Source organism: Psychroserpens sp. S379A (assembly GCF_049800755.1).
Taxonomy (GTDB): domain Bacteria; phylum Bacteroidota; class Bacteroidia; order Flavobacteriales; family Flavobacteriaceae; genus Psychroserpens.
In genome coordinates, this window is the sequence record NZ_JBNAFQ010000002.1 from 486544 (window position 1) to 499900 (window position 13357).

The 13357-nt window shown below is 33.8% G+C and carries 8 protein-coding genes; 6 read left to right on the forward strand and 2 right to left on the reverse strand.

What is annotated here, in order from left to right; translation table 11 throughout:
• Positions 1-87: 87 nt before the first annotated feature.
• The 5 genes from ACP15M_RS06990 to ACP15M_RS07010 all read left to right on the forward strand — a co-directional run bounded on the left by ACP15M_RS06990 (position 88) and on the right by ACP15M_RS07010 (position 5627).
• A complete protein-coding gene (locus ACP15M_RS06990; RefSeq protein ID WP_425076472.1) occupies positions 88-1260 on the forward strand; it encodes a PSP1 domain-containing protein in 1173 nt (390 codons plus the stop codon).
• Positions 1247-1747: a gliding motility lipoprotein GldH gene (locus ACP15M_RS06995; protein ID WP_425076473.1), complete on the forward strand. Its 501-nt coding sequence runs from the start codon at positions 1247-1249 to the stop codon at positions 1745-1747. The genes ACP15M_RS06990 and ACP15M_RS06995 overlap by 14 nt, the downstream gene beginning before the upstream one ends.
• A gap of 2 nt (positions 1748-1749) precedes the next feature.
• Positions 1750-4104, forward strand: coding sequence for a penicillin-binding protein 1A (locus ACP15M_RS07000; RefSeq protein ID WP_425076474.1), 2355 nt, complete (start codon positions 1750-1752; stop codon positions 4102-4104).
• A gap of 81 nt (positions 4105-4185) precedes the next feature.
• A complete protein-coding gene (locus ACP15M_RS07005; RefSeq protein WP_425076475.1) occupies positions 4186-4887 on the forward strand; it encodes a CoA transferase subunit A in 702 nt (233 codons plus the stop codon).
• Between the two features lie 86 nt (positions 4888-4973).
• Positions 4974-5627 (forward strand): CoA transferase subunit B, encoded by a 654-nt coding sequence (locus ACP15M_RS07010; protein ID WP_425076476.1) that lies wholly within the window; start codon positions 4974-4976, stop codon positions 5625-5627.
• A 390-nt stretch (positions 5628-6017) separates the two neighbouring features.
• On the opposite strand, the gene ACP15M_RS07015 is transcribed toward ACP15M_RS07010, so the two are convergent.
• On the reverse strand, positions 6018-7706 hold the full coding sequence (locus tag ACP15M_RS07015; RefSeq protein ID WP_425076477.1) for an ABC transporter ATP-binding protein: 1689 nt from the start codon (positions 7704-7706) through the stop codon (positions 6018-6020).
• A gap of 232 nt (positions 7707-7938) precedes the next feature.
• Here ACP15M_RS07015 and ACP15M_RS07020 point away from each other — a divergent pair, with 232 nt between their 5' ends.
• On the forward strand, positions 7939-12366 hold the full coding sequence (locus ACP15M_RS07020; RefSeq protein WP_425076478.1) for a M14 family zinc carboxypeptidase: 4428 nt from the start codon (positions 7939-7941) through the stop codon (positions 12364-12366).
• Positions 12367-12646: 280 nt separating this feature from the next.
• Here the strand turns inward: ACP15M_RS07020 and ACP15M_RS07025 are convergent, their stop codons facing one another.
• Positions 12647-13357, reverse strand: a complete 711-nt coding sequence (locus tag ACP15M_RS07025) for a 3'-5' exonuclease (RefSeq protein ID WP_425076479.1) — start codon at positions 13355-13357, stop codon at positions 12647-12649.

The window sequence follows — 13357 nt, forward strand, 5'->3', positions numbered from 1 at the left end:
ATTTTAGACCAAAAAATCTAGGTCTAAAATTACGTTTAATCGTCTTCTGAAAATTATGATGTTTTTCAGAATCTATATATATAATTTATGAGTTGTAAAAGTTGCTCAACTGGAAAGGATGGACAACCAAAAGGATGCAAAAATAATGGGACTTGTGGTACAGATAGCTGCAATAAACTCACTGTTTTTGATTGGTTGGCCAATATGTCGTTACCTCAAGGACAAGAGCCATTTATTGGTGTTGAGGTGCGTTTTAAGAACGGAAGAAAACAATACTACAAAAATACTGAAAACCTATCACTAAGCATAGGTGACATCGTTGCTACCCAAGCAAAATCAGGTCATGATATTGGAATGGTTACTCTTACAGGAGAATTGGTAAGAGTACAAATGAAGCGTAAAAAAATAGATATTAATGATGAAGAAAACGTCATGAAAATCTATCGAAAAGCTTCTCAAAAAGATATTGATATTTGGTCTGCTGCTAGAGATAAAGAGGAACCAATGAAGGTGAAAGCACGTCAATTTGCGATTGACTTAAAGCTTAAAATGAAAATTTCTGACATCGAATATCAAGGTGATGCAAGTAAAGCAACGTTTTATTATACTGCTGAAGAACGTGTAGATTTTAGAGAACTCATCAAAGTATTTGCACGTGAGTTTAGAACTCGTATTGAAATGAAACAAGTTGGTTTTCGACAAGAAGCCGCTCGTCTTGGTGGTATTGGATCTTGTGGTCGAGAATTATGTTGTTCTACTTGGCTAACCGATTTTAGATCTGTGAGTACTTCTGCAGCAAGGTATCAGCAATTGTCTTTAAACCCATTAAAGCTTGCTGGACAATGCGGTAAACTAAAATGCTGCTTAAATTATGAACTAGATGCTTATTTAGATGCCTTAAAAGCATTTCCAAAAAATGACACAAAATTATACACCGAAAAAGGAACAGCAGTGTGTCAAAAAACAGATATTTTTAAAGGACATTTGTGGTATGCTTACGAAGGCGAATGGATGAATTGGCATGTGCTTACAACAGATCAGGTTAAAGAAATCATTGAAAAAAACAAAGCAAAACAAAAGGTTGCTAGCCTTGAAGAATATACTGCCGAACTCATCCAAGATACTAAAACCGAGTTTGAAAACGTTGTTGGTCAAGATAGCCTTACGCGTTTCGATGGACCAAAACGTAAAAACAAACGCAGAAAACATAAAGGAAAACAACGTCGTCGTCAAAAGCCTCAAAATAATGCTAAAAAGTAAATATTACGTTTGGTTTTTATTAATCTTAATTACTGTTTCATGTGATTCTAACAGTGTTTTTGACCAATATAGATCCATGCCAAATCAATGGCATAAGGATTCAGTGGTGTCATTTAAAATAACACCACCAGACACAATTAATAATTACAATTTATTTGTCAATTTAAGAAACACCAATGATTATAAATATAGTAATTTATTTTTGGTTGTAGAATTAAATTATCCAAATGGAAAAACATTTAAAGATACACTTGAGTATCGAATGGCAGCACCTGACGGAACATTTTTAGGCACTGGGTTTACAGATGTTAAAGAAAATAAGTTGTGGTACAAAGGTTATGATAAACCATTTGTGTTTAACGAAGCTGGTGAGTACCAGGTTAATATACAACATGCTATGCGTGAAAATGGAGAAGTGTATGGTGTTTTAAATCTTGAAGGAATTACTGATGTTGGCTTTAGAGTAGAGCAGTATAATACAAATTGATTATGGCAAAAAAAACAGTAAAGAAGAAATCAGCATCGACTACAACGGTTGATTTTTCTAAATATATTCGTTGGTTTTGGATGGCATTTACAACTGGTATTCTGTTGTTTATACTTACATTTTTATTAGCATCTTGGGGAGTTTTAGGTGAAATGCCAGACCATACCATTTTAGAAAATCCTAAAACACATTTAGCAACCGAAATTATTTCTTCAGACGATAAAACTTTAGGTAAATTTTACCTTAATGACAATAGAACACCTGTCGATTATAGCGAATTACCAAAACACCTCGTTGATGCTTTAGTAGCTACAGAAGATATTAGATATTATGAGCATTCAGGAATAGATGCAAGAGGCACACTTAGAGCCATTGTTAAGCTTGGAAGTGGAGGAGGAGCAAGTACCATTTCTCAACAATTAGCCAAACAATTATTTACAAAGCAAGTATCTTCTAATAAATTTCAACGTCTTTTTCAAAAAGTTAGAGAGTGGATTATAGCTATTCGATTAGAACGTCAGTACACTAAAGAAGAAATTATTGCCATGTATTTCAATATTTATGATTTTGGAAATAATGCTGACGGAATTAGAAGTGCTGCTCGAATATATTTTGGAAAAGAACCAAAGGAGTTAGACCTCAAAGAGTCTGCAATGCTAGTTGGAATGTTTAAAAATTCATCATTATACAACCCAAGAGCACATCGTAACCCTGAAGGCACAAAAAACAGAAGAAATGTTGTGTTTAGTCAAATGGCTAAATATGAGTTTATCACAGAAAATCAAAAAGATTCCCTTCAAAAAACAGAATTAGATTTAAACTATTCTCCAGAGTCGCATCGTGAAGGAATCGCAACTTATTTTAGAGCATATCTTGACGGATTTATGAAAAAGTGGATCAAAAACAATCCTAAACCAGATGGCGAAAAGTATAATTTATATAACGACGGACTCAAAATCTATACAACCATAGATTCGAGAATGCAGAAATATGCCGAAGCTGCTGTGCAACGTCATATGCCAAGACTTCAAGCAGAATTTGATCACCAAAACACGCCAGATCGAAATAAAACGGCTCCTTTTTTAGAACTTGATAAATCTGAAATAGACAAGTTGTTAAATGATGCAATGAGAAGAGGTGAACGTTGGAGAGTTTTAAAAGAAAAAGGGAAAACAGATAAAGAAATTAGAGCATCGTTTCAAAAACCTACTCAAATGACTGTGTTTAAATGGAAGGATGGCAAAGCTTCAGAAGTTGACACAATTATGAAGCCAATCGATTCTATGCGTTATTACAAATCGTTTTTACATCCTGGAATGATGTCAATGGATCCTCAAACAGGTCATGTAAAAGCTTGGGTTGGAGGCATGAATTACAGACATTTTCAGTATGATCATGTAAAACAAGGTAAGCGTCAAGTAGGTTCTACATTTAAACCTTTTGTATATGCCACAGCTATAGATCAATTGCATTTATCACCTTGTGATACTTTGCCTAGACAACAAATTACAATTGAAGCTCAAAAGTATGGTAATCCTGAACCTTGGACGACAAAAAATTCTGATGGACGCTATGATGGTTTCTTAACCCTAAAGGCAGCTTTAGCAAATTCGGTAAATACAGTTACTGCAAGATTAATGGATAAAGTTGGTCCTCAACCAGTCATTGATTTGGCACGACGTTTAGGAGTTGAATCTGATATTCCGCCAGTACCTGCAATATCATTGGGAACACCAGATTTAAGCGTCTACGAAATGGTTGCAGCTTATGGAACATTTGCTAATAAAGGAGTGTACAATAAACCAGTAATGGTAACTCGAATTGAAGATAAAAACGGAACCGTTTTATACCAATTCACACCTGAGAGTCGCGACGTATTGAGTGAAGAAGTGGCTTATACTACTGTAAATTTAATGGAAGGTGTTGTAGAATCTGGATCAGGAAGACGATTAGTTCATAATTGGGCTGCTAAACAAACAGTATATAAAGAAATCATTACAGGATATCCTTATGAGCTAGATAATCCAATTGCAGGAAAAACAGGAACAACTCAAAACCAAAGTGATGGTTGGTTTATGGGAATGGTTCCTAATTTGGTTACAGGTGTTTGGGTTGGTGCCGAAGACAGAGCAGCTCATTTTAAGAGTATTACTTACGGTCAAGGTGCATCGATGGCATTACCAATTTGGGCATTGTATATGAAAGCCTGTTATGAAGATCCTGAACTAAATGTATCTAAAGGAGAATTTGAAAAGCCTCAAGAGCTTTCAATTGAAGTAGATTGTGACAAACTTAAAGAAGGAAATAGTGATGAAAAGGATCCAGCAGACGATTTAAAAGATGTGTTAGATTTTTAATTAAATTACTTATAAATCAATAGCCATTCATTTTAGAATGGCTTTTTTATTTCGTACTTTTCGGTATCAAAATTTATAGAAATGATTAATAAAAAAGTAGCTAATGTTTCCGAAGCTTTGCAAGGTGTTTCAGACCATATGACTTGCATGTTTGGAGGTTTTGGTTTGTCTGGAATTCCTGAAAATTCTATAGCCAAATTAGTACAATTAGGAGTTAAAGGCCTCAAGTGTATTTCTAACAATGCTGGTGTAGACGATTTTGGTTTAGGTTTGTTATTGCAAGGCAAACAAATTGATAAAATGACTTCATCGTATGTTGGTGAAAATGACGAATTTGAAAGACAGATGTTATCTGGTGAATTAGAGGTTGAACTCATTCCACAAGGCACTTTGGCTGAACGCTGTCGAGCAGCTCAAGCTGGTTTTCCTGCCATTTATACACCTGCTGGTTATGGTACTGAAGTGGCTGAAGGAAAAGAAACTAGAGAATTCGATGGAAAAATGTATGTTTTAGAACATGCCTTTAAAGCCGATTTTGCCTTTGTAAAAGCTTGGAAAGGCGATGAAGCAGGAAACCTAATTTTTAAAGGAACGGCTCGTAATTTCAATCCAAATATGTGTGGTGCAGCAAAGATAACAGTTGCTGAGGTTGAAGAATTAGTACCTGTTGGCGAATTAGATCCTAATCAAATTCATATACCAGGTATTTTTGTGCAACGCATTTTTAAAGGTGCACATTACGAAAAAAGAATTGAACAAAGAACTGTAAGACAAAAGAGTTAAAAATTTTAAAGTGCCTCAAGCTTGAAAGTAAAATAGGCTTGAGCACAAACTTTTAACTTTAAAACGTTTCAACTTAAACTAAAAAAATGTTAGATAAAAATGGAATCGCAAAACGTATAGCCAAAGAAGTTCAAGATGGTTATTACGTAAATCTTGGAATTGGAATCCCAACGTTGGTCGCCAATTACGTGAGAGATGATATTGAAGTCGAGTTTCAAAGTGAAAATGGTGTTCTAGGAATGGGACCTTTTCCATTTGAAGGTGAAGAAGATGCAGATATTATAAATGCTGGAAAGCAAACCATAACAACGTTACCAGGAGCAAGTTTTTTTGATTCTGCAACAAGTTTTTCAATGATAAGAGGTCAGCATGTCGACCTTACCATATTAGGTGCTATGGAAGTTGCCGAAAATGGAGATATTGCCAATTGGAAAATACCTGGTAAAATGGTAAAAGGAATGGGAGGAGCTATGGATTTAGTTGCTAGTGCCGAAAATATTATCGTCGCTATGATGCATACCAATAGAGCAGGACAATCAAAACTTTTAAAAGCTTGCTCATTGCCATTAACAGGTGTTGGCTGTGTTAAAAAAGTAGTGACCAATCTAGCTGTTATGGAAATTACAGATAAAGGTTTTAAACTCTTAGAGCGTGCTCCAGGCGTATCGGTAGAGGATATTAAAAACGCGACTGAAGGAACCTTAATTGTTGAAGGCGATATTCCTGAGATGCAAATATAGTAGTAGAACCTTTTTTAGGTATAGAATTAAAAACCACTTTTATGAGTGGTTTTTTTCATTTCAATTGTGAAATTGACAAATTATTTTGTAAGAAAAAACACATTAAGTGTTAAAATTATATGTATTTCGTCGATTTATTATGCGTTTTAACTGATAAATCAAAAACATGTTACATATTAGCAAAACCAAATCGAAATACAATTAACCAAATTTGCCATAAACTTAACTTTATGATTTTGCCCCAAAAACTATCATAAACTTTAACCTATGAATTTTTTTGCCCCAAATCTACTTAAACCTACTAATTCTGAAAACAAGTTAAAACTTGATTTTAGAAGCACACTAAGATTGCTCAAAAACATCTTAACCCTAACTAAAAAAATATTCATGCTATAATCCTTTTGGAATAGCATGAATAAGTTTTTTAGTGTATTCCGTTTTTGGATTTTCATAAATGATATCTGCATCATTGATTTCTTCAACTTTTCCTTTATTCATAACCAAAAGTTGATCAGACATGTATTTTACTACGGCAAGGTCATGTGAAATAAATATGTAAGTAAATCCGAAATTCTCTTTTAGCTCATTCAGTAAATTTAATACTTGCGCTTGAACTGAAATGTCTAATGCCGAAACGGACTCATCACAAATAATTAATTTTGGCTCTAAAGCAATAGCTCTAGCAATCCCAATACGTTGACGCTGACCACCAGAAAACTCATGAGGATAACGATTAAAATAAGTTTCGTCAAGGCCTACTTTTAGAAGTAAATCTAAAATTTTTTCCTTTCTATCAGCTTCAGAAGTTCCTATTTTATGAACTTTCATAGGCTCCATAATAGCCTTTCCTACTGTAATTCTAGGATTTAATGACGCATAAGGATCTTGAAAAATAATTTGAATGTCTTTTCTTAATTTTCTTTCTTGTTTTGTATTGAGTTTTGTGATATCTGTACCATTATATATGATTTGTCCTGCGGTAGATTTGTCTAATAAAAGAATAGCATTTGCTAAAGTAGATTTTCCGCAACCAGATTCACCAACTAATCCTAAAGTTTCTCCATCATAAAGCTTAAAACTAACTTGGTTTAAAGCTTTAAATGATTCTTGTGACCCAAACCAACCAGATTTTGTAAGATATTCTTTTTCAAGATTTATGACTTCTAGTAAAGGTGGTTTGCTATACAATGTTTTGTGAGCTGAATGACGTTGCGAAGCATCAATAATTTCAGTAACTGAAATGCCTTCCATAAAATTTTTGATTGTTGGCAAACGCTTTAAGCGAACATCTAGAGAAGGTTTAGAACTTAATAATGCTTTTGTATAGGTGTGTTGCGGATTGTAAAAAATATCAGAGGCATGGCCTTGCTCTACTATAGAACCTTTATACATAACCAAAATACGATCTGATATTTCTGAAACTAAAGCCAAGTCATGAGAGATAAATAAAACACTCATGTTTTCTTCTTTTTGTAATTGTTTTAAAAGTTCTATAATCTCCTTTTGCACTGTAACATCTAATGCAGTAGTTGGCTCATCTGCAATTAATAGTTTTGGTTTACAAGCAATAGCCATTGCAATCATGACACGTTGTTTTTGTCCTCCAGAAATTTCATGAGGATATGCTGAATAGATACGATCTGGATTAGGTAGTTTAACCTTTTCAAAAAGAGAAATCGTTTCAGCTTTGGCTTCAGGTTTTGATAAATTTGTGTGCTGAAGAAGTATCTCAATAACTTGTTTTCCGCAAGTCATAGAAGGATTTAACGAACTCATAGGTTCTTGAAAAATCATAGCAATCTCTTTTCCTCTAATATGTTGAAAAGCTTTAACTGAAAGTGAAGCTAAATCTTGTCCGTTGAAATTAATAGAACCACTAGTGATTTTTAAAATATTCTTTGGAAGTAATCCAAGAATAGCTAAAGAAGATACCGATTTTCCTGAACCAGATTCACCTACAACACCTAAAATCTCATTTGTATTTAGATGATATGATACATTATTAATAATGGAGCTTTCCGTTTCATTAAAAAAAGAAATAGTTAAGTTGTTAACTTCTAGTAAAATAGTATTTGGCATATGTAAAAATAGTCAAATTATAAGATTAATATGACCTTATTGGCTTATTGATGTAGTAAAAAGATTACAAATCAAACAATTCAATAAAATCAATAACATGCTGAAAAACAAATCAATACGGTTTTGATTGAATTTTAAACATGCATTTCATCGTTATTTTTTGCGTTTTATGGATAAAATAAACATAAAAATTATATCTTAGCCGCAATAAATTCATTGAAATCCTACTAAAATGAAAAAAATCAACCTAAGCTTAATTGCAATATTTGTATTCATATTTACTACAAATGCACAAAATTCAGAAAAAGAAAAGGCTGAAAATTACCTAGCAAAACAAGGCGAGTTAACCTTTACATTTCAAATAGAAAGAGATAGCGATTTAGAACGTTTAACACATAATATGTCGCTTGTTAATTATAATCCTATAACTAAAACAGTTAAAGCTTGGGCTAACGAAGCTCAATTTAGAATGTTTGAGTCTACCAATCTTCCTTTTCAAGTACCAAAAAACGAAAACGAAGTTGATGAGTCTGCAATTTATGATGTTAGACCATTAGCAGCAAGATCAGCAGCTTCAACGCTTACATTTCCTTTAAGTACTTATCCAACCTATGCTGAATACGCACAACAGATGCAAGACTTTGAAGATGATTATCCTGCTTTAGTTGAAAAAGTTAGTATTGGTTTTACAGGTCAAGGCGATAAAGAATTGTTATTTGTAAAGATTTCAGATAATGTATCTACAGATGAACAAGAGCCTAAAATAATGTTTACATCATCAATGCATGGTGATGAAATTGCAGGTTACCCAATGATGCTCACATTAATCGATTATATTTTAACGGTTTATAGCAATACAAGTCATGCAGACCATAATAGAGTTAAAAACTTAGTCGAAAATGCTGAAATCTGGATTAACCCAAATGCTAATCCAGATGGAACATATCATAATAGTCCTACGAATACTTCAGTAGTTAATGCAAGAAGAGGAAATGGTAATAATGTTGATTTAAATAGAAATTATCCAGATAATATTGCTGGACCACATGATGATGGAAATGCATACCAAACCGAAACCATTGCTTTTATGAATTTTGCAGATGCACATAACTTTGTTATTGCGGCTAATTTTCATGGAGGAACAGAGTTGGTTAATTATCCGTTTGATAATGCCTATCCTAGTCAGCATGAACATGCTGATACAGAATGGTATGAATATGTAGGTGTCGAATATGCAACACATTGTCAAAATGATGCCAATGCTGGTAATACATCCACGCCAACGTATCTTAATAAACCAACTTATATGACTGATGATGATGATTGGGATGGCTCACCTAGTTATTATATGGAAAGTCCTGGTGTAACACATGGTGCAGAATGGTATAGAGTTTATGGTGGACGTCAAGATTACATGAATTTTTATCAGCATTGTAGAGAGGTTACAATCGAATTGTCTGATCAAAAAATACTACAGGAAAGTAGGTTAGATGATTATTGGTATTATAACAGAGATGCTTTATTAGACTATTTAACACAGGGAACCTATGGGTTTAGAGGTGTTGTTTTAGATGCAAATACAAACAACCCAATTGAAGGAGCAAAAGTGACTGTTGTTGGTCATGATGCTTTTGGTTCTGAAGTGTATACAGATACTCATGGTGATTATTACAGGCCAATTAAAGCAGGTACTTATAGTTTATTGTTTGAAGCGCCATGTTATCAGCCATTTACGCTTAACAGTCAATCTATAACTGATGGAACCACTAACATCTTGTCTGATATATTACTAACGCCTCAAGCAACTGTACCAACAGGATTGGGAACTACAAACGTAAGCACGACTTCAGCAACTTTAAATTGGAATGCCATCTCTGGAATGACTTATGATTTACGTTATAGAGCTGTAGGAGCGCCTTCTTGGACGACAACCTCAGTTTCGACAGCAACGTTTCAATTAACAGGATTAACCGCTTTAACACAATATGAATTTCAAGTGAGAAGTAATTGCGGAAGCTTTAATTCGGCTTATAGTAGTTCAGAATTGTTCACTACAACAGATGTCGTTGCATGTACAGGAACTGTTATTTCTTCATTTCCGTATTTAGAAACGTTTGATTCTGGAATAGGTGATTGGGCTCAAGCTTCAGGAGATGATGGTGATTGGATTTTAGATGCTGGAGGCACACCATCAAACAATACAGGTCCTTCAGACGATGTAACTGGCAATGGAAATTATTTGTTTTTGGAGGCTTCCTCAAACAATTCTCCTGGAGAGATAGGTGCAAATGCAACAGCAATTTTAGAAAGTCCATGTTTTGATTTAACAGGTCTTACAGAAGCCTACTTTACTTTTTCTTACCATTCTTTTGGAACAAATGCAGGTACAATAGAAGCAGAGATTTCTAACGATGATGGAGCTAATTGGACGTCTGTTTTTTCAAATACAGGAAATTTAGGTGATGTTTGGAATAGCGAAAGTATTGATTTGATGTCTTATTTAAATGAGACTGTAAAAATCCGAATTACAGGAACAACTGGAAGCGATTGGAGTAGTGATATTGCTATTGACCATATTGGAATTGGTGGTCCACCTCCTGTGACGTATTGTAATTCGTTTGGAGACACTCAATACGAAACTGGAGTGACACGAGTGGTTTTTGGAACCATCGATAATGCTGATGGTCCTACTAAAGATGTAGGATATGAGGATTTTACAAATATTAGTACAGATGTAACACAAGGATCTACTGTAAACCTAACAGTTCGGGTTAATACAGATGGTAATTATGTGGCTCATGCATTTGCATGGATAGATTGGAATATGGATGGAGATTTTGATGACAGTGGAGAAGAGTATGATTTAGGGGATATTACAAATGTGTCAAATGGCGCTTTGCCAATATTACCAATAACGATACCAGAAAGTATGAATTTTGGCGCAACAAGAATGCGAGTTTCTGCTCGATATGAAAATAATCCAACCTCATGTTTAACAAACTTTGATGGAGAGGTTGAAGATTATACTGTGAATGTAAAATATGATGGATTATTATTTTCTGGAGGTTCGTGGAGTCCTAGCGCTCCAGATGGGACAACAAGTGTAGATAATGTATTGGTTTTAGATGGCACTTATGATCCAAATATTGATATAAGTATAAATAACTTGACCATTAATACAGGAGCAACCGTTAATATTGATAAGGCAAATAATCTTTTAGTTGCTGGAGATATTACAACAAATGGCGATTTAATTTTAAATTCAGATTCAAATGAATTTTCAAGCTTAATAGTTGATGGTAGTGTTACAGGAATGGTGAGTTATCAAAGACATGTTAATATTCAAAGTGGAGGGAATGATCTAATTTCTGCTCCTGTTACAGGGCAAACCTTTGGCACATTTGCTTCGGTTAATAATAACATTTTTTCTAATCCGTCAAATCCGTCTCAAAAATTATTTGGTCCATGGAGCAAGGTTACAAATGAGTATGTGATTTACGATACTGATGTTACTGAAGATGCTAATGCTACACTTGATCCTGCTGTTGGTTATAGAGCAGCATCGACTAACAATAATACCTTTACCTTTACAGGAACTGTAAATACTAGTGCAGTTAGTATAAACTTGATACATTCAGGTCCTCACGAAACAGAATGGAATCTTGTAGGGAATCCTTATCCTTCCTATATAAATGTTCAGAGTTTTCTCAACCACGAAGTGAGTACAGGAGTTTCTAACCTTAGTTTGTTTAATGCAGGAACAGCAGCAATATATGGTTACGATGGTTCTACTTTAAATGGTTGGACGATTTACAATCTTGCTAACACAACATCTTCGACAGTTATTGCACCAGGGCAAGGCTTTTTTGTTAGTGCAGATCCAACTAAAGTTGCTGCATACGATTTACAATTTACACCAACGATGCAATCTACAGGAACTAGTGATGATTTTATTGCTGGTAGAAATGCTGAGTTAATTTACTTAAAGCTTGGTTTGAGTAATGCTAACAATACAACTAGAACGGACTTTTATTTTAATGCTAATGCAAGTCAAGGTTTTGATCAAGGCTACGATGCGATGGTTTGGGGAAGAAATGCAGCAAATTTTGCTTTGTATTCTCAACTTGTACAAGACAGTGCTAATGAAGCTTTAGCTTTACAAGCACTTAATTATACAGATATTAATAATGTGTCTATTCCATTAGGTGTAAATGCCAATCAAGGAGAGCAACTTACATTTAGTATTACAGATATGAACATTCCTGAATCAGTAAATGTATATCTTGAAGATGCGGTAACTAATACCATAACTTTATTAAATGAGACAGATTATGTCATTACACCTTCAACGAACCTATCTGGTACTGGACGTTTTTATCTAAGAATGTCTGATGAAGCTTTATCGATTTCAGAATCGAATTTAGAAATGCTTCAGGTGTATAGTAATATAAAAGAAAAGCAGATTGTAATAAAAGGTCAACTTAATGAAGAGACCACTTTGGTATTGTATGACGTTCAAGGACGAGTTATTGTCAACACATTATTAGATACAAGTGCATTGACACAAACGATAGATGCATCAAACTTTTCAAAAGGCGTGTATTTAACCCAACTTATAAATACCTCTGGTACGATTAGTAAAAAATTAATTATTAAATAACTTTTCAAAACAATTCAATAATAAAAACCTAGATATAATGTCTAGGTTTTTTTGTTGGGCAAATTTTTAGTAAACTAAAAAACAGGCTTTCACGACTCAATCTTTTTTATTCTAAAAAAGGATTTCAAACAAAACGTTCAATCCTTTTTGCGGAATAAACTTAGATGAATCAAAGTGTCATTCGTAAACAGAATATATAAGAGTCAAATCGTAAATGAGATTTCTCGTCACTCGTTTCTCGTTCTGTCGAAATGATAAATCCTTGATTGTCAAATCCAAATTATATATGAATAATTTCATTGTCATGAAGTAAATCATCACCACGCAATCTTAAAAAAATTTGTGCTACAGCAATGGTGTCTTTTTCACAATAGGTAATGATACGGTCAATGTCTTTGTCTTTATAATACACCCGAAATACTTCGCTACCATCAATATCATCTTTTGGTGATGGTATTCCTAAAACATTGGTCAATAGTTTTAAAGATGTATAGGTTTTATAATCGCCAAATTTCCAGAGTTCTAAAGTATCTAAGTGAGGTACTTCCCAAGGTTTTTTTCCGAAGAGATTTAATTTATAAGGCAACTCAATATTATGAATAATCATACGTCTTGCGATATACGGAAAATCAAATTCTTTGCCATTATGTGCACACAGCAAATTTTTGGCTTGGCTAAAATGCGTAATCAATAAGTTTTTAAAATCTTTTAGAATTTTAATTTCATCACCATAAAAGGAAGTCACTCTAAATTGACGTTCGCCTTGAAATGTAAAATAACCAACCGAAATACAAATGATTTTTCCAAACTCAGCCCAAATTCCAGCACGATCATAAAATTCTTCAGCAGTAAATTCTTCACGTCTTTGATATTGAGATTTTAGTTCCCAAAGCTGTTGTTTAGTTTTATCGAGCTCGTTGTATGTTTCAGTTTCAGGAACAGTTTCAATATCTAAAAACAAAATATGTTCTAAGTTGAGTTTAGAAATCAT

What these genes read in the sequence shown, in the direction of transcription:
- ACP15M_RS07005 (WP_425076475.1), top strand. Translation starts at nt 4,186, where the DNA reads ATGATTAATAAAAAAGTAGCTAATGTTTCCGAAGCTTTGCAAGGTGTT.
- ACP15M_RS07010 (WP_425076476.1), top strand. Translation starts at nt 4,974, where the DNA reads ATGTTAGATAAAAATGGAATCGCAAAACGTATAGCCAAAGAAGTTCAA.
- ACP15M_RS07015 (WP_425076477.1), bottom strand. Translation starts at nt 7,706, where the DNA reads ATGCCAAATACTATTTTACTAGAAGTTAACAACTTAACTATTTCTTTT.
- ACP15M_RS07025 (WP_425076479.1), bottom strand. Translation starts at nt 13,357, where the DNA reads ATGATTTCTAAACTCAACTTAGAACATATTTTGTTTTTAGATATTGAA.
- ACP15M_RS07000 (WP_425076474.1), top strand. Translation starts at nt 1,750, where the DNA reads ATGGCAAAAAAAACAGTAAAGAAGAAATCAGCATCGACTACAACGGTT.
- ACP15M_RS07020 (WP_425076478.1), top strand. Translation starts at nt 7,939, where the DNA reads ATGAAAAAAATCAACCTAAGCTTAATTGCAATATTTGTATTCATATTT.
- ACP15M_RS06990 (WP_425076472.1), top strand. Translation starts at nt 88, where the DNA reads ATGAGTTGTAAAAGTTGCTCAACTGGAAAGGATGGACAACCAAAAGGA.
- ACP15M_RS06995 (WP_425076473.1), top strand. Translation starts at nt 1,247, where the DNA reads ATGCTAAAAAGTAAATATTACGTTTGGTTTTTATTAATCTTAATTACT.